The sequence below is a fragment of the Phycisphaerae bacterium genome (genome assembly GCA_028714855.1).
Lineage (GTDB): Bacteria > Planctomycetota > Phycisphaerae > Sedimentisphaerales > Anaerobacaceae > CAIYOL01.
The window spans coordinates 40,205-58,117 of the sequence record JAQTLP010000007.1 but is presented as its reverse complement, the minus strand read 5'-3'; the positions used below and the strand labels follow the sequence as shown (position 1 = coordinate 58,117).

Here is a 17,913-nt window from a genome sequence, read left to right as displayed (position 1 = left end):
CAGCCAACAATCAAAAGCTGTAACGCACAGATGCATAAATATTTGTATTATTTTCAAATTGCCCGAAAAAGGTACTCGGGTAATCACCAAAGAATACATTAGCGCCGACCTCTACAGCCAGATTGTCGCTGACCTTATAATTTACATTCGGCCGCATATACACATCTTTGTCCGATGGTGAAAAATACGTGAACAACGAGCATCTAAGATTTTGATTCATCAAAAGCTTTGTAAGCCGCATAGTTATCAGGTGCCTGTCCCTGTCACGCGACAGACCCGCTGGCGAACTGTTCTGATGTCTGCTGTATTCCAGCATATGTTCGACATAATATTGAAGCCCCGCTGTAAAATCTTTACCGATGTCCTGGGTATAGCCCGCCAGAAACCGCAGCTCAGAGTTGTTTATAAGGCCGTTTTTCCCGTTTCGGTCGTCACCAGAATCATAATACCCGAATTCCATATTGCCTATACCCTTGCCGACATTGCCGCGAACGCTTGCGCCGTAAACATTCAAATCCGGAAATATCGCCTTGGTAGCCGCGGCATTTTGCCCCCCGGGACTCTTCCAATAACCCTTGTAGCCATAAATGGCGAACTCATAATTATTAATATTTTTATACAATCGAACGGCAATTTCATCATCACGGAACCAGCGGTTCGGCTTATCAACATGCTGTATCGCATCTCTGCCGGCTAATCTTCCGAGGTTCGAATTCCAGTATGAAATCCGTTCTCCGCTTATAAACCTGTCGGAATCGAATTGGGGCATATAGACAATATCGAGATTGGCTAAATCGCTGAAAAAACTGGCCTTCACCGCATCGGATGGTGCCTTTAAATATTCGGTGTCTCTGCCGATGAAAAACGACTGCCAGTCTTTCGGAAACAAATCGTTGATAAACACAAAGTCGCCGGTGCCCCATGTCAGGATTTGCCTTCCGACCTTCAAATCCATAAAACCAGCCGGCCTCGTAAATATATACGCTTCACGTGTATCGAAGTCAGCTTCTTCTGTTACTAAGTCACCGAACACGTCGCCCTTGAATTTCAAGTCGGCCCAGTCAAGGTATGACGACGACAAATCAAGCTGTAGCCGCGTCTCCATAAGCGACATGTCTTTTTCATATTTGTCTTTCTGTAGCCGGTAGCCCGACCTCAATTCGTAAAAACCGTGCACATCTACCGGTATCCTGGATAAAAATGAACTGTTACTGTCTCCGGTTTGCCCCTGGACCCTGACAGGAAAAGAAAAAACCGAGGCTAATACAACAACCGAGGCTAATATCCATTTCGCTGAATTATTTAATTGCCTCTTGCGGCGGACTGCGAAGATATCGCTCGGTGAATATGTCTCCCAAATTGATATTATATTTAACATCGCTGAATTCCATTTCAGTTTTACTGCCCGTTCTCAAATCGGAAACCACCGATTTAACAACTGTCGGAAAGCCCTGAATTTCTTCAACCCTTACAGATTCGATAGTGCGGTAGAGTTTACCGCTTTTATCGTAATACTCCATCTTCACCGGCACAAAATTTTTGCGGTTTATTGAAACATTGTAATAGCTGAACTCCACAGTATCTGGCTGCTTCGGCACGTTTTTAACCACAAACACTTCTTCTGTGGTTTTAACAAGCTCGTGAGTATCCTCTTCCAGGCTCCTGCCCGAAACATCTTCATATAGAAAATCCGACCCGACAAAACTTGTCCGCTTATCGCTGGCCGCGATTCGTTTCACAAGGTCCAGACTCGGCATATACAGCCATCTGTCATCATCCGTATTCATCCACGTATGCTTATGCACCATAAAGACCATTTTGCGGACATCGGCCGGCTTAAGAAAATAAACATAATACTTCTGGTCGCCGCCGTCTTTGACGTCCTTTCTGAGTATGATAAATTCCCGCTCTCTCGTTTGTCCCTGCTTGTTTGTTATTACCATATGGACCTTTGCTTTGCCGTCGTCGCCATGGTAATAAGCGACCATATTGGCCTTGTCGACTATCGTTTTAATATCAGGTGCTTCATCAGCGGCAAAAAGCGGCAGCGAAACAGCAAGGACCGCCGTTATTACACATATTTTCCTCATCTTACACCTCATTCTTTCGATATTACTTTCCCACACCGAGTTTTTTAAGTATGGACATCATCGGGCACCAGTTGGTAAATGCAGACTGAAATAAATTCAAACCTACAAAGCCGGTAAAAAACAGCCAGTATGGCGAATGGTAATGCGCCAGCAAAACGCTGACAAGCACAAAAAATCCAGCCATTGCCCTTAAATATCTTTCAACTGTCATTATTGTTTCTCTTTCAAATTGTTCTCTGCTCTTCTGCACGCCGCTCTGCGCGATATTATCCCGCAGACCATCGCCATAATCGGTATCGCTATTATACTAATCCATACGAGAGTATTCCACTTAACAATAGCGAACTGGTGCACATTAACCGCCACTAAAAGCACGGTAGCTGCCGATATAATTGCACAAAAAGCACAGTTACAGCTTGGCCTCATCGGTTCAGCCATAGTCTTGAATAGCTTTTTCTCCAATATTCTGATGATAGCCGGAAGTATCAGCAGCGTCACCACACCAGAAGCCGCCATAATCGCGCAAACGAAAATACCTACCGTTTTATAAGGCATCAATGGAGCCGCCAATAGCGGCAAAAAACCTATCGCGATTACGATTACATTCCTGCTTATGGCCCTTGCCGGCTCGCCGAACATCTCAGCTGACGCCTTCTCCCATGATTTGCTCTGCCGGTATGCCCCTCTGGCGCGTTCGAGAAAATGTATCGCAAAATCCACCGCCATACCGAGCGTAAGCGCGCTAAGCACCGCCACCGGCATATCGTAATCCTTACCAGCCAATCCGATGATGCCGTAGATAATTACTATCGTAATAGTCAGTGGCAGCATACATATAAGACCCCAAAGCACCGAGCGGAAAAGAATCGCCATCATAATAAACACAACGATGAAACTGCCCAGAAATGATTGCAGCATTCCCCACACCATTTTGTCCTGCCATACCACGTTTATATACGTAAGCCCCGCCCAGCTGTATTTCATAGGCACAGGCGGCGGATTCGCTTTGAAAAAATTGTCTACCGCCTCGACGACCTTTTGCATGTCTTTATTGTCCCCGCTCGTTAACTGAAGCCAGATATTGGCGTGCATATAATCGTATGTAACCAGATGCCACAGATCATCGGGATTATGACTGCTCTGGAATTGCATCAGGCATTGAGCAACAGCCCCTTCACTGTCGGGCACAACAAAACTTTCTTTCCTGCCGTCCTTAAGCTCCTGATAGACCTTCTTCACAACATCTGCCACAGAATTACTCTTCCCAACTACCCCGATACCTGCCAGGTATCCCTGCAGCCGTTCGATATATCGCAGCACCTCCGGCTGTTTGAATATTTTAAGCCTTTCTTTTTCCAAATCGAAAAAGTTTGCCACCTCATTCCAGATATCAACATCGTTTTCGTCGGCCGTATCAATTTTGCCGGAGGTGAAACCACTCAGTTTATCGAGCAGCTCGTCTTTGCTTTTCGCTGCCGCCTTCTGCTCCGAAACAAACTTCTCCGCCTCGGAAACAATAGTAGTAGCATTCGGAAATTCCTCTTTAAGTTCGGTGCTTTTTTTCGCCAAACGCTGCTCCAGACCGGTAATATATTGATTCGAAACATCTTCTTCCACGCTGCTCAGCACCAGGTAGGCCATATAAGTGCCGCCGAAATGCTTGTTCAGTTCGGTATCGGCTACCCTGATAGGATGACTTTTTGAAAACCATTTTACCGGATTGTCGTTTATCTTAATCTGCGTAATCCCGTAAATAGCAACAGCCGTGATTACGAGCATAATTATCAGTATCGGCTTGGCAGCTTTGTATGTAAAACGTCCTCCCACGTTAAGCAACCTCGCCAGCCAGCTTTGTTTCTTTGAGTGTGTCTGCCCGGTGCCGAAATTTGCCAGCGAGCTTTCCTTTACCATCATTACATACGCCGGGACAAAAGTTACCGTGAATACCCACGCAATCATAATCCCGACGGCGACAAATATCCCGAACACCTGCACCGGCGGAATCGGCGTAAGTGCCAGTGACGCGAAACCCGCCGCTGATGTCAGCGAAGTATAAAGCATCGGTGTAAAAAGATTGCCCATGACCTCGACGATGGTTTCTCTTCTGCCTTTCTTCGGACTGTAACGGTCGAAAAATTCCGAAAGAATATGCACCGAATCTACCACCGCTATCGGCATAAGAAAAATCGGTATCATCGAGCTCATAATATGCACCGGATAGCCCAGCCCGATTAAAAGCCCCATCGTCGAAATCACCGATACCATCGCTATTATCATCGGCGAAATTACTAACACCAGCTTGCGGAAGAACAGCAGCATCAGGATAAAAATCACCACCATCGCCAGCGGCGCCGACACCGCCATCTGAATAAACATCTCAACACCGAACGTATCTTCCGCCACAGGCAGGCCTGTAATGTGATATTTCTCGTCCCCGCTCAGCGCGGCGATTTTCTCTTTAAGCCTGCTGTAAACCTTATAGCTCAAATCCTTGTTCGTCAGCGGCAAATAAAGACATATTGCTCTGCCGTCTTCGGAAACAATCGTTCCATTCAGCAGCGGATTCGACATCGCCTTGTCCCTGATTTCCATCGCCTCAGCAGAAGTAGCAGGGGGCTTTTGCATCAGCCATTCAAACTTGACTTCCCCCGGACCGCCCTGGCCTATGTGGTCTACCGTCGAAGGGGCCAGCAGGTCCACTTCTACAACGCCGATTTCCTCGTTAGGATTTTTCTCGTCCGGCCAGCGAAGCGTTTTTGCAAATTCTGTCAGCTCATAAATCCTGACCAACGAGGCAGGATTAAAAACGCCGTTGGGGTCCTTGTCGTTAACAATCCCAACTACTACAATATCGTTTAATGAAAATTGCTTTTTGGTTTGATTGTGAAAAATCCTGACCGCTTCGTCCTGCGAAAGCATATTTTCCGGGTCAGTGTCAACCCGTATAAGAGGTATTAACGCCCCAAGCACCAGCGTAATAACGGCCATTATTATCGTAATTAATTTGTAGTGACTCAGCGAATATTCTGTAATCTTTTGTTTTAAATCTGTTTTCATAAATCTCTAAAACACTCCCTTAAAGTCCGGCTGAGAAAAGAATCTCCTTGCACGTGCAATGGTTCCCTAAGTGACATAATGCAAGTTTTGACGCGGCAAATTTAATCGGAAAGGGCGACAGGTTACCCACTTCGCCGTATCCGATCGTTATATGCGGAAAAAATTTGCCGAAACTCGATTTTCCCCGATAGTTTTTAATCCACGATAGTGTTGTTTCCGCAACCTCATCATCGTTTATCTCTTCGGCGGTTACGTCATTGCTCAAATATGGCTCTAATCTCTCCATAACCGTCTCGTGAAGCGATTGGAGCTCTGTCGTTTTCTCCACTTCAAAAGCCGATACCTTTTCACCGGCCGCGTTCTTTGAAACATGCACCCCCAAAACCTTCAATTCGCCCAAAGGAAGTTCTTTTGCGATTGTCCGTAAAATTCTCTCGACAGAAATGATGTTCTTTTCATCGACACAGCCCATAGCTAAGGAAATATGCGGCAGGCAGTCCTTTTTATTCAGCACTATTTTCCTGCCAAACCTTTTCACTAACTCGGCGTTCGCTTCAATCGCCTTACCTATCATCGTCTCGTCCGGCAGCAGCACTGCATCAACAGCTTTCTTGCCCATACGTTTCTTTCGTCTCAATCGTCACTATGCGCGCAGCGAAGCAATTCTGGGATTCTAAACTCCGCGAGTTTAGGCTCAACCGGTGACCTTATAAACCGTATCGTGTTTTCTTACCTTATCGCTGATCTTCACTCCGACAGAGTCGCCTGCTTTTGCCTCTGTAACAGCCGCATTATCAATCTGCATTGAGCCGACAACTTCCTCAACGTCGGTACTGTGGCCCTTAATGTGGATTTTATCTCCGACTTTCAAATCTCCCGTCAGCTCGATAGCGGCTACCACAGGTCGGGCAAAGAAATCCGATACTGTTCCAATCTGTTCCTCAGCCATCTCTGTCTCCTTTAATTTTGGTGCCTCTGTATATAAGTCCGCGACCTCTCTATTGTAACTTAAAGCTTTTTCAATACAACCCGGCTGTTTAATCAATTACTTCTATTTTCGTAACTGCACTGCTGCATCCGATTCCGTATTTGTCAGGCCCTTTTTTGACAAGGAAAAAAATCACTGTATCTTCATCCTCTATATTGCCGGTGAATCTTTCCCTTTTGGCGTCTTCAAAAAACTCCCTCTCGGCCTCTAAATCGAAACAGAATGTTGTATCCAGCAGCGAAGACGGATATTCTTTCAGAAGCTCCCTGAATCTTTTCCTCGAAATATGAATTCCCCCCACAAGCGTCTGTATCTCCCCGTTTTTGTCCTCTTTAATCCAGAGTTCGTTTCTTCTCCTGATTGACTGTATATAAACGCTTCCCTTTTTTGTAAAAAACTTTCTCTCCATAGTATCTCTAATATACCTTATCGTATTTTTTACGCAACCCCTGAGTTGATTTTTACTAAACAGCCAAGCCGCTACCAATAAGCCTCTGGAGCTTGTTGCACTTTTTGCTCCCAGCTCTTGCTCTTCCTGCTGAACTTAACGCTGTCTTGTTGTATTTTGACTACCGTGACGCCGCCTATTACGTCCCCTTCATGGACTACTTTGCCGTCAACGACAGCGCAAGGCCTGTCCGCAGAATAGATTATCCCCGTTACCAGCCCGTGCTTCGTCTTAGGTTCAGGTTTCAGCATGCTCTGCTTTAATTGTTTTTCAAGCTCCGGCAGGGTAACAGTTAATGCATAGTTTTTCTGCCTTTCGAGGTCTGCGGTTTCGTACGCCAGTCTCGTTAATATATCGCTTTCTCTCTCAGCTATCTGGCTTCGCACCACCGCAAACTTCTTAGGCGATATTTCGATATAGTCTCCAAAATGACCGTACGATTTGTGTTCGTCAGAGTCATCTTTAAGTTGCAGCATTCTTTCGATTTCAGCTTCAAGATTCAAGGGCGCTCGATATCTGTAGATGTCGTTAATGTGCAGCACCGTTTTAGCCACTTCCGCCTGTGCAGCAAGAGTGGCATACGCCGAATTGTCAGCAACTTCGAGCAGTCTAATCTCCGCATCCGCTCGCAGTCTTAGTTCGAGAAGCTGGCCTGCGTAATAGCTTTCTACTCCCTGGCGCAGGTTCGCGATATATCTGCCCGCCTCGTCCGTCTGCTGATTAGAATTATTTTCTGCCGCCTGAGAAGATACCACTGACAGCAGCAGACATCCGAAAATTAATATTAGGGTTTTCATTTTGGCCTCCTTCCAGGCAATGTCTTATTTACAGCATTATACAGCTTTTCAGGCTCAAAATCAAGATAAAATAGGACCAAAGCCGCATTTTAACCCTCTTTACCACAAATTAAGTGCCTTATTTGTGCTTGAAGAAATGTTTTTTTTCTGGATAATTGCTGCAGGATTACCGCTTTTATAAGGTTACGATTATGAAAATTGCCTATTTCGATTGTTTTGCCGGTGCCGCCGGCGATATGATTGTCGCCGCGATGCTCGACGCCGGTCTCGATGCCGAATTTCTAAAGGCCCAGCTTGCAACCCTCGGCCTGAAAAACTTCGATATAAAAATAACCGAAACCAAGCGCACCGGCTTAAGGGCGCTTAGCTTTCTTCCTGTTGTGCAAAAAGAACACGCGCACCGAAATCTCAAAGATATAACCAAAATCATCACCCAAAGCAAAATAAGCGAACAGGCGAAAAAAACTGCTATCACCGTCTTTGAAAAAATCGCCAAAGCCGAGGGAAAAGTCCACGGCAAAGACCCAAACGAGATTCACTTTCACGAGGTAGGGGCCCTCGATTCGATTGTCGATATTGTCTCCGCATCCATTGGTTTCGCGGCCTTGGGCCTTGATAAAATATATTGCTCAACCTTGAGCGTAGGCGGCGGCACTATCGAATGCGCCCACGAATTACTGCCTGTCCCTGCGCCTGCAACAGCAGAATTGCTCAAGGGCGTCCCGATTATCAGCGGCCCCGGACAGTTCGAGCTGCTGACTCCCACCGCAGCGGCAATCTTGACAACTGTGGTTGACCGGTTCTGCCCTCTGCCGGCTATGTCTATCGAAGCAATAGGGTATGGTGCCGGCTCGCGCCAGTCGCAAGAATTCCCCAACGTCCTGCGCCTTATTCTCGGCCAAACTGTTGAAGATACAGAAGCCAACGCTGATTCTGTCTGCCTGCTCGAAACTAATATCGATGACGCAAGCGGCGAATTGCTCGGCTCAACAACAGAGAAACTATTCAAGCAGGGGGCATTGGATGTTTTTACCACGCCGATTTATATGAAACACGGCCGACCCGCCGGACAAATATCTGTTATCTGCAAAATCGAAGACGCCCAAAAGTTAGAGCAACTCCTTTTCGGAGAAGGACTTACGTTCGGCATCAGAAGACAAATTCTGCAAAGAAGCAAACTGGCAAGGCAGCTCGTTACCGTCCAGACCGAATTCGGCGAAATTAGAATTAAGACCGGCTCATTAGCCGGAAAAATCGTCAACGCCAAGCCGGAATTTTCCGATTGCTCTGCCGCCGCGGAAAAACACAAGGTAACCGTCAAAGCCGTCCTCGATGCCGCAATGGCAGCGTATAAGAAAAGAGAATAGGGTTTCAAATCGTAAATCCGAAAGCCCACCGGTTTATCCGGTGGGTTGTTTTTCCCCTATTTTTTGCCGTTGTAAATGAGCCAATTTTGGGGGAGAATGAAGAGATGGCAAAAACTGTTATTATCGCATTTTTCTGTACCATTGGATTAAGGGATCAGGAATACAAATATGGCATTGTCTAAAAAACATAAAGTTATTCTATGGTCGTTCTTGTTGGTCTTTGTGCTGGTTGTATTTTTTGTTCTACACACTCCTTATATGCGTGTAAGGTCAATAGCCAGGACATTTAACCGTTGGACGAGTCCGTCGGTTGGTCGCGGTGGTTTGCTTAAATGGGTTCTTGCAAATGAGTTGGCCATCCCTAGATTGGAAAGGATAGTCGCCAAAGATTGCCGTGCCATAGAGGTGTATCCCGATGGCCGTGTTGACTCTTGTACCGGACGTAGATATGTTAATTCAATGACGGGAAAGTGGTTTGTTTGGAATACTAACCGCATTATTCTTTCCGGCCCGGTTATTGAGCCAAATGACAACGGCTATATAGCCAGAACAACCGAGTTTCTGAACGACCATAGCGAGATAGAATTAATAGAGGTTGAATTATTTATTAAAAAATATGACGGTAAATATTTAATCTCGAGGATTAAAAATACGCGAAAAACCCCTACAGAGGAGCAATTAAGCAAATTTCAGGATATGATTAAGGCCAGATGGTATGACCGTGATGAAGGATTCGGCGGCCGGTATAACGAGCCTTATACATTTAGCGGGATGGGTTTTTCGCCGGATGGGGATAAAATTACTTTTTCGCTTTTTACGTTAAAGACAGCCGACATCTATATCGTCAATGTTAACGGTTCTGACTTGAAAAAACTGACAAATACAAAATACTGGGAAGTCGCTCCGCAGTTTACCCCTGACGGCCAGAGTATTATGTTTATATGTGATAAGGAAAATTATGCTGGCGAGATTTATCTGATTGATTTGGATGGCTCAAATTATAGACGGTTGGCCCCGGACTATTTTGGGGTTTCAGAAGCCTGTTACAGTCCGAATGGCAAATATGTGGCGTTTACCTCTCAACAAGGCACAGCTTGCGAAGTATATATTATGGATGCCGATGGTGGTAATATCAGAAAACTTACCAGCGATGGCAATCAATGCTCATCACTAAAATTTTCACCTGATGGGAAAAAGCTGTTTTTTGTTCAGAGTTGGTGCAGTTATGATAAAAAACCGGAACCGCACGAGGATATATTTTCTATAAATGTCGACGGCACAGGGCTGAAGCAATTAACATATGTCGTAGGCGGCGCTGGTAATGAAATGGTATTGGATGTCACAGATAAATATGTTTTCTTTGTTCATGTTGTCCCGGAAGATATCAGTATCGACATAAATAAACGGCCTAATAATCATGAAGTATGGCAAATGGCGCATGACGGCAATAGGCAGAGGAGAATTATCGGGGGAGAAATAACACGTCACCCCTATAAGGATGCTAGAGCCATATCTGATGGCAGAGCAATCATCTTTGTTGATTCAGAGCCGGCAGATCCTTTTGCTTATGATTTGCGGATTAAAAGCCTTAACGATGCAAAAAAAACTACACAGTTGACAACAAATTGCAGTTGCAGGGATTCAATGATAACTGTTTCACCCGATGAAAATTATGTCGCATATATGCTCTTGTCCGAGACAGCAATAACTGGAATGAAAGAGACAAGGGGAATACGTGTTTTATCTGCAGATGGCAAAGAGTCCTGGATAATAGCTGATAAGGGAAGAAGATGATAAGAGTAATTTCTCATACCGACGAAACAACAAACGGTGAGTAACACAGGATCACCGGAGTTGGGTGGAAAAATCAATCAAAAACGTTGGTAGTTGCATACCAGAAATCCATTTTTTCCAAAAAATTTTTACTCCTTTTCTAACATCGAGTTACGAGATTTATCCGCCTCAGGCGGAGTCGAGTTTTCGCATCAATCGCGCAAGCCGGAGCGCAGCGGAGGTCCCCGCATGTCGTTGGCGGGGATCAAGTAAATTTCAATCAAAAACGTATGTACCCGGAGGAAAAAATCGGATTTTTTCAAAAATCTTTTATTCTTTACTCCGCAATGACTTAGCCAAAATCGCGCCTCGAAAAATTACCGATTTTTCGACAAATTCGCGCAAGCTCGTTTTATAGTAGAGAGACAATTTCTCTCGAAAGGAATTACTAATGAGCGGTTAACAATAACCAATTAACACTTACAATTTGTTTTTCTTTTTTCTCTGTGCTCTCTGTGGCAGACACGGAGATTTTCTGTTTATAGGGAAAAAATCAATCAAAACAACTAAATTATGCAAAACGAACCCAATTTCCAAAACACCAAAAATGAGCTTAACTCCTTATTTGACAATTACTAACAACTACGAACCACGAACTATGAACTACTTAAAACAAACCCAAACAAAGCCAATTTTACCGACCTTTGTTGCCGGTAAAATTGCCCTGAGCGCAGCCGAAGGGCCTATTGAAAACTCCTTTATTGCCGGTAAATTTGCCCCCTTGTTTAGAATGTCGTTTATTCTAAGGGGGCCTGTCCGCCATAGCTGTAGCGATAGGCTGGCGTGGAAGATTATGTCCTGTCCTTTTGACTTTTCGGCTGTAAAAACATATAATCCCGGTGATATTGTTTTTGACCAAGGGTGAGAATATGAAAAAGCTGATTTCCATTATCGCAAGCCTGTTATTAACTATCCCCTGCATCGCAGACACGTTCACCAACCGTCAGACAGGAGAAGTTTTTTACGGTTACGCGACGCAAATGAAACGAGCCGGCAAGACCCTAATTCGCGCCGGCAATCAAGGCACCCCAAAATACATCGATATGGCGGATTATCACGTCGAGTGGAGCAAAGAAGGCAGGAAAAACCAGGTCATAGTTATATCGATAAAAGATGCGATAGAGCTGGAGTGCGAAACAACCGCTTTGGAAAAAGCGATTGAAACAGGCTCTAATCAGGGGCCGATGCTTATTCTAATTGATATAGATACGCCCGGCGGCCGGGGAGACCTTATGAAACGAATCTGCAGCGCAATCACAAAGGCAGATAATTGCCGGACGGTCGCGCTCGTCAGCGGAGGAAAATACGGCGGGGCATATTCGGCGGGAGCTATCATAGCGTTAGCGTGCGATTACATATATATGGCGGACAATACTGCTATCGGGGCCGCGACGCCTATAGTAATATCTGACAAAGGAGTAAAAGACTTAAAATCTGCTTATGGCGCTACAGTAGGAGAAAAATTTCTGTCGGCAGACCGGGCTTATGTAGCAAGCTTGGCCGAGCAAAACGGCCGGTCGGCTGCCATTGCCAAGGCGATGGTCGACAAAGACCTCGATGTCGTGGAAGTGTCCGAAAACAGCGAGAACTTTTTTATCGAGCCGAAAGAAAAGACAGCGAAACAAACCGTGGTTCGAACGTTGAGTAAAAAAGGGTCGCTGCTTACTTTGACTGCCGGCGAAGCCGTCGAATGCGGGATAGCAAACGGGCTGGAGGGCTCCCCAAAAGCAGTCGCTGCGGCACTGAAATTAGACAACCCCCGTATTGTTCTCAATAATGATGCGGCCAAAGCCAGAAGCTCGTTCGAAACCGCCAAAGAGAATTTTGAAAAATTACGAACGAGTATCGACCGTTATGCCAAAGAAATCGAAATCGGCAGGGACAAAAACGAGGCGATACAGTTTCTTAACGCCATTATTAAGAATTACGAAGATGTAATCGCGATGGGCAAGTTATATCCCGATTTGGCGATTGACGAAGAGTCATACAAGGCAGCCATGAATTCAGCTAAAACTTTGCTCAGAAATATCAAAAAAATTAAGTAGTCCCGGTTTTCAGGGGTGATTAATTCTTCCGCCTGTCAATTTCAGTTAACGGCAATTATTCCGCTTGAACTTAGTAGGAGTCTGTGATAAAAATTTACCCCGTTATGAATATTAAAAAGAAATTTTTAGCTTCGGCGTTATTAAGTATCGGCCTTGTCAGCATTGCCTCAGCGGGGCTGGCAGAAAAAATCGACGGCATCATACATCAGTCGTCCCAAAAAGGTGTTCAATATTCCATCATCGTCGTAAAAGCCGATTCAGGCAAAGTGGTGTACAGCCACGATGCGGATAAGGCACTGATACCGGCTTCGAATATGAAGATAATTACCAGCGCCGCCGCGCTGAAATACTTAGGGCCGGATTACAAGTTCAAAACCGAAGTCGGTCTTTGCGGCGATTCGCTGGTGGTAAAAGGAAGCGGCGACCCGTTATTAGGCGATGAAGCCACGGACGCCAAATACCAAAGAGAGCCGGGGTGGATATTTAAGGATATAGCAGCCTCGCTAAAACAAAATGACAAAACAGCCATCAAAGATATTATCGTTGATAGCAGCATATTTGATAACGAGAGGGTGCACCCGCACTGGCCAAGAGAACAGTTAAACCAGTGGTATGCCTGCGAAGTAAGCGGCTTAAATTACAATGATAACTGCATCGCGATGACCGTTACTAATACCGATGGCAACGTGATAATCAGCCTCAGGCCGGAAACCGGCTTTATAAAGATAACCAACGAGGTCAAGCCAATAACGAAAGATAAAAAAGTGAAAAGCGCGGTCGGGGCATATCGCAATCGAACGCCGAATATCCTCACCATAAAGGGCAAATGCCAAAAACAGGAAGGGCCGGTCGACGTTGCGATTGAAAAACCTGCCGAGTTCTTTGGATTCTTGCTGCGTGAAAATATGGCCGGGGCGGGAATTAACGTGGATGGACAAATACTTGAAGGACCGGCGCCCGGAGACTGCGATTACAAGAAAATCGCCGAATACAATACGCCGATAACAGATTGCCTGGCCCGCTGCAACAAGAACAGTCTCGGCCTGGCGGCAGAAGCATTCTTAAAAACCATCGCGGCTAAAACTGAACCAAACGGCAAAAATGGAAGCTGGGCAAAAGGACGTGAGTTAATCAGCAGCTATCTGCTGGCTCTTGGAATTGATAAAGAGGAATTTAACATCGACGACGGCAGCGGCCTGAGCAGAGAAAATAAACTCAGCGCGAATGCCATCGCGAAAGTGCTGTTAGATGTTTACAAAAGCAAAAACTGGGAGCTTTATAAAGATTCGCTCGCAGAAGGGGGGGTAGAGGGTACAATCCGCAAACCCTTCAAAGAAGAAAAATATAAGAGCAAAGTTTTCGGCAAGACCGGATATATCAACGGCGTCAAATCGCTTTCGGGGATATGCAGCAGCAGGGAAGGGGAATATATATTTTCCATTCTGGCCAATAAAGTCAAGGGGGGAACACGAGACGCACTGAACGATATAGCAAAGGCGATTATCGATAACGATTAGCTGGCCGCAGCAGCATTATATTATTGGGGTTTAGGCAGAGTGATTTTGAACGTTGTCCCGCTCGCAGGTTTGGATTCGACCGAAACGCAACCTCCGTGGTCATCCACCACTCTTTTTACGAAGAAAAGGCCGAGTCCCGAGCCAGAGTGCTGTGACGGCGATTTTTCATTCGCCTTCGTGGTGAAAAACGGCTGGAAAATCTTTTTTAAGTTGGCCGGCTCGATTCCACAGCCGGTATCGGAGATCTCCATTTCAACGGCATCAGAGCTTTCCCACACTTTGATGGTCAGAACACCGCCGCGAGACAGCATTGCATCGCGGGCATTGAGAATCAAATTCATTAAAACCTGCTGAATCTGAACAGGTACAACCCAAACCGCTAAATCCTGCGGAATCTGGATATTTACAGTTATACCGTCTTTCGCAAAATCCCGGCACAGACAGCCAAAAATATCTTCGACCAAAGTAATCAGAGCCGTGTTCTTCTTCTCCTGCGACTGGCCGTTTGCCACAGCGAGCATACTCTCCATAATTTTGGAGGCGCGCTCACAATTATGGACGACTTTTTGAAGGGCCTTTTCAGACAAAGGCTTATCATCGGGATTTTTCAGGGCAAGGGCGGCGAAATTAGTCAGAGGCGTAAGTAAATTATTGATTTCGTGCGCGACCATGCAGGTAACGGTGCCGATGTTGGCAAGGGCCTGAAGGGCAGTGAGCTGGGATTGCAGGACGTCGTTCTGCTGCTGCTGACTTGCGAGGTTTTTGTGCAAAGAAAGACGCTTTTCGATTATCTTTGTCAACATTAGCTCCTGATAATAATGCTTACACAGTTATTACCTATCTATATCGACCCCCAAAGCGGTTTTTCTTGAGTAAACACAAACAGACTAACAAGGCCAACAGAAGCGCAAATAAAAAAGGCAAGCCGTGATGACTTGCCCTTTTCGTTAGTTTCTGAAAAGTCGTCAACTAACCGCTGAAGGCTAATCAGTGTTTGCGTCTGCGAAGCAGCGCCAGGCCGCCAAGACCCAGCAAAACGACCGTTGCCGGCTCAGGAACACTTTCCGATACAGCCATCGTAATGGTCGGGCCATACGCATTATAGTCGGTTTCGAGGATGCTACCATAGGTATTCTGCCAAATGCCAGATACGCCCGGCGCACCTGTGCATGGGTTGATGTAGTCGAACGTAGCGCCCTCCTCAAAATCTATCACACCATCCTCGTCAACATCGTCCCAGTGGAAACTTTTGACCGTCAGGAAGTGGCCTCCATCAGCCCAGCTCAGCAGGATCTCAAGGTCCTCACAATCTTTCAGCTCGCCCCATATGAATTGCCACTTAGGCAAAACCGGCATTACCCAATCAGGCTCAATGGCAACCGGGTCGTCCCAAACACTCCAGTTCCAGACAGGGTTGCGCTGTGCCTCATAGATAGTTTCACCCTGCACCTTGGATTCGATATCCTGCATCTTGTACCAGATAAGGTCGTCCCAAAACGTGCCAACACCCGGTGTTGTTCCCATTAAGGCGCACAAATTAGCTGCAGTCTGAAGCAGATTACCACCTGTCAGGTTGTTCCCATAAACCAAGGGGTATTTATTTTCAAGATACCTGTAGGAGTTTGTCACCGCTACAGGACCACAGGCAGCAGCCGCCATAGGTGCTCCAACAAGATTAATAAAAGCCTGGCTGTTCTGACTCAGATTACCGTAAAGAATATGAGTCGGGTCTTTGTCAATATGATAGGAAAAAGTAGCATTGGTAGTTGCCGCCAACAGACATACAATTAATGGAGCTAAAATTAACTTTCTCATATATCCATCCTCCTAATTCTTAAAACCTTTAAGCTTATAACGATTTATGATTATCTTAACAGGCTCCAAAGCCTGCAAGCAGACCGGGTGCAACGGGATTCTCTGGTAATAATGGAAAAAACTGAAATGAAACAAATACCGCCATCACTCTACTCCTCGCAAAATCGCTGAAATCAGTCTACGAGGCAATAAACTTCAAGTCAAGAAAATTATCGACCAGCCGATATTTTTTAGACGCAAATTTAGGTAAGTTTCTCTATATCAAGAAGATATGCTTATGAAGGCAGTGCAAGTTTTTTATTTTTTATAGGTTTCTTTTGGGTTATAGACTTTTTCTGCGATAAATTCGAGTTTGTTGCTGCCGCCTTTTTTCAATGCTCGGTAGAAACAGGACTGATAACCCACGTGGCACTGGCCAGCATCGACTGTTACTTTGAGGAGAATGCAATCCTGGTCACAATCGACGAGTATCTGCTCTACTTTCTGGAAGTGTCCGCTTTCTTCGCCTTTTTTCCATAATTTTTGCCGTGATGTGCTGAAGTATGTGGCCAACCCCGTCTGAATTGTCAAATCAAGTGCCTCTCGATTCATAGAAGCGGCCATCAGGATCTGGCCGGTTTTCGCATCCTGTGCGATTGCCTTAATTAAACCATTACTGTCAAATTTGGGAATAAAGTCGATACCTTCTTGGATATTCTGTTTTGCAGCCATCTATCGAGCCCTCAAATAGTCAATTTTCGATTGTTAATTATCAATCTATCGGTTATTATTCGCAAAAACAAGTTTTTTTAAGGCAAATTAGTTTCGTGGCCAAAGTTAAAAGCAAGAAAAGCAAATACATATCATATCTGTTACGCATTATCGTAGCGGCTGGTGCGCTTTATTTGACATTCAGAGGAGAGAATTTAGCCAAAATAGCTAATGTGCTACTGGGAATAAATTTCTGGATTTTCGCAGCTTCCCTGGTTACCTGGTTTTTGAGTCAAGTGGTTTTTGTTGCCAGATGGTGTCTGCTTATGAGGGCTCAGTCGATTCATATAGGATTTTGGCCTGCTTTTAATCTGAACTTATTAGGGATTTTCTACAATAACTGTCTGCCTACCGCCATCGGAGGCGATTTAGTCCGTGCCTGGTATGTTACCAACCATACGGATAAAAAATTGGAAGCTGCCTTGAGCGTGCTGGTCGATAGGGCCATAGGTTTGGCAGGCACGGTCATTATGGCTTTTTGCTGCTACTGGCTTATACCTGTTGATAGGCAAAAGGAGCGTTTGATATTTTCCTTTAATCTGAATTTGTCACAAATCTGGAATGAACACAAGTGGATTCTTGCAGCTATAGGCATAGCTTTTGTGCTATCGCTTTTGGCTTTCATCTCAAACGCTAAGGGCCGAAATCTCCTCAGAAAAGCTTTTAGACTGGTCGACGAGAAAGGTAAAATATTCCTGCATAAAATCAGCAACGCCATTCGCATTTATTGTTCAAAGATATTCACGCTTATTTTGGCGCTACTGCTTACTTTCCTGTGCCAGTCAATATTTATTTTCGGTATGTGGCTTGTTGGACGGGAAATTGGTATTGACGTACCCATGAAATATTACTTTGTTTTCTTCCCGATCGCATGGGTAGTAGGTTCCCTGCCGATAAGTATAGGAGCATTAGGAATTTGGGAAGGCACATTGAAATTATTGTTCGGCAAGGTAGCTGTAGGCCTCGATGAGCAAGTGCTGGCTTTGGCGTCTTATCATCGAATCTTGTGGCTAATCGGCTCTTTGCCGGGGGTGGTAATTCACCTGCTTGGCGCACATTTGCCAAAGGACTTTTTTGTTGACCGTAATAAGTCCATAGATTAAACTATAGCGTTGCGGACAGGGTGTGGTTTTTATGGCCAGCCCCGGAATATATCAGGGTTAGCTGAAAGCTTGTAACTCGATAACAGCAAAGGACTTGTTGTTA

Annotated in this window: 17 protein-coding genes; 6 read left to right on the top strand and 11 right to left on the bottom strand. The window is 45.3% G+C overall.

Going from position 1 to position 17,913, the window contains the following annotated elements:
• Positions 1–10: 10 nt before the first annotated feature.
• The 8 genes from PHG53_07045 to PHG53_07010 all read right to left on the bottom strand — a co-directional run bounded on the left by PHG53_07045 (position 11) and on the right by PHG53_07010 (position 7,380).
• Positions 11–1,378 carry a hypothetical protein gene (locus PHG53_07045; GenBank protein ID MDD5381376.1) on the bottom strand — a complete coding sequence of 456 codons (1,368 nt, stop codon included), beginning with the start codon at positions 1,376–1,378 and terminating at the stop codon, positions 11–13.
• Positions 1,299–2,090, bottom strand: coding sequence for an outer membrane lipoprotein-sorting protein (locus PHG53_07040; GenBank protein MDD5381375.1), 792 nt, complete (start codon positions 2,088–2,090; stop codon positions 1,299–1,301). Before PHG53_07040 ends, PHG53_07045 begins: the two co-directional genes overlap by 80 nt.
• A gap of 22 nt (positions 2,091–2,112) precedes the next feature.
• Positions 2,113–2,301 (bottom strand): DUF2892 domain-containing protein, encoded by a 189-nt coding sequence (locus PHG53_07035; protein ID MDD5381374.1) that lies wholly within the window; start codon positions 2,299–2,301, stop codon positions 2,113–2,115.
• Positions 2,301–5,147, bottom strand: a complete 2,847-nt coding sequence (locus tag PHG53_07030; protein MDD5381373.1) for an efflux RND transporter permease subunit — start codon at positions 5,145–5,147, stop codon at positions 2,301–2,303. The genes PHG53_07035 and PHG53_07030 overlap by 1 nt, the downstream gene beginning before the upstream one ends.
• Before the next feature lie 19 nt (positions 5,148–5,166).
• The gene (locus PHG53_07025) at positions 5,167–5,766 is read right to left on the bottom strand and encodes a 2'-5' RNA ligase family protein (protein ID MDD5381372.1); all 600 of its coding nucleotides are present in this window, start codon (positions 5,764–5,766) and stop codon (positions 5,167–5,169) included.
• 75 nt (positions 5,767–5,841) lie between these two features.
• Positions 5,842–6,096, bottom strand: coding sequence for a translation elongation factor-like protein (locus PHG53_07020; protein ID MDD5381371.1), 255 nt, complete (start codon positions 6,094–6,096; stop codon positions 5,842–5,844).
• 88 nt (positions 6,097–6,184) lie between these two features.
• Positions 6,185–6,544, bottom strand: a complete 360-nt coding sequence (locus tag PHG53_07015) for a hypothetical protein (protein MDD5381370.1) — start codon at positions 6,542–6,544, stop codon at positions 6,185–6,187.
• 71 nt (positions 6,545–6,615) lie between these two features.
• Positions 6,616–7,380: a hypothetical protein gene (locus PHG53_07010; GenBank protein MDD5381369.1), complete on the bottom strand. Its 765-nt coding sequence runs from the start codon at positions 7,378–7,380 to the stop codon at positions 6,616–6,618.
• Positions 7,381–7,571: 191 nt separating this feature from the next.
• Here PHG53_07010 and larC point away from each other — a divergent pair, with 191 nt between their 5' ends.
• The 5 genes from larC (at position 7,572) to dacB (ending at position 14,142) form a co-directional block, all read left to right on the top strand.
• Positions 7,572–8,747 carry a nickel pincer cofactor biosynthesis protein LarC gene (larC, locus tag PHG53_07005; GenBank protein MDD5381368.1) on the top strand — a complete coding sequence of 392 codons (1,176 nt, stop codon included), beginning with the start codon at positions 7,572–7,574 and terminating at the stop codon, positions 8,745–8,747.
• A gap of 168 nt (positions 8,748–8,915) precedes the next feature.
• Positions 8,916–10,541 (top strand): DPP IV N-terminal domain-containing protein, encoded by a 1,626-nt coding sequence (locus PHG53_07000; protein MDD5381367.1) that lies wholly within the window; start codon positions 8,916–8,918, stop codon positions 10,539–10,541.
• A 637-nt stretch (positions 10,542–11,178) separates the two neighbouring features.
• On the top strand, positions 11,179–11,445 hold the full coding sequence (locus PHG53_06995; protein ID MDD5381366.1) for a hypothetical protein: 267 nt from the start codon (positions 11,179–11,181) through the stop codon (positions 11,443–11,445).
• A gap of 4 nt (positions 11,446–11,449) precedes the next feature.
• Entirely contained in the window at positions 11,450–12,625 is a 1,176-nt protein-coding gene (locus PHG53_06990) for a hypothetical protein (protein ID MDD5381365.1), read from the top strand.
• Positions 12,626–12,708: 83 nt separating this feature from the next.
• Positions 12,709–14,142 carry a D-alanyl-D-alanine carboxypeptidase/D-alanyl-D-alanine-endopeptidase gene (gene dacB / locus PHG53_06985; protein MDD5381364.1) on the top strand — a complete coding sequence of 478 codons (1,434 nt, stop codon included), beginning with the start codon at positions 12,709–12,711 and terminating at the stop codon, positions 14,140–14,142.
• Between the two features lie 20 nt (positions 14,143–14,162).
• On the opposite strand, the gene PHG53_06980 is transcribed toward dacB, so the two are convergent.
• The 3 genes from PHG53_06980 to hisI form a co-directional block, all read right to left on the bottom strand.
• Positions 14,163–14,945 carry an ATP-binding protein gene (locus PHG53_06980; GenBank protein MDD5381363.1) on the bottom strand — a complete coding sequence of 261 codons (783 nt, stop codon included), beginning with the start codon at positions 14,943–14,945 and terminating at the stop codon, positions 14,163–14,165.
• Positions 14,946–15,129: 184 nt separating this feature from the next.
• Positions 15,130–15,957 (bottom strand): PEP-CTERM sorting domain-containing protein, encoded by an 828-nt coding sequence (locus tag PHG53_06975; protein MDD5381362.1) that lies wholly within the window; start codon positions 15,955–15,957, stop codon positions 15,130–15,132.
• 297 nt (positions 15,958–16,254) lie between these two features.
• The gene (hisI, locus tag PHG53_06970; GenBank protein MDD5381361.1) at positions 16,255–16,668 is read right to left on the bottom strand and encodes a phosphoribosyl-AMP cyclohydrolase; all 414 of its coding nucleotides are present in this window, start codon (positions 16,666–16,668) and stop codon (positions 16,255–16,257) included.
• A gap of 95 nt (positions 16,669–16,763) precedes the next feature.
• Here hisI and PHG53_06965 point away from each other — a divergent pair, with 95 nt between their 5' ends.
• A complete protein-coding gene (locus PHG53_06965) occupies positions 16,764–17,810 on the top strand; it encodes a lysylphosphatidylglycerol synthase transmembrane domain-containing protein (GenBank protein ID MDD5381360.1) in 1,047 nt (348 codons plus the stop codon).
• Positions 17,811–17,913 lie beyond the last annotated feature (103 nt).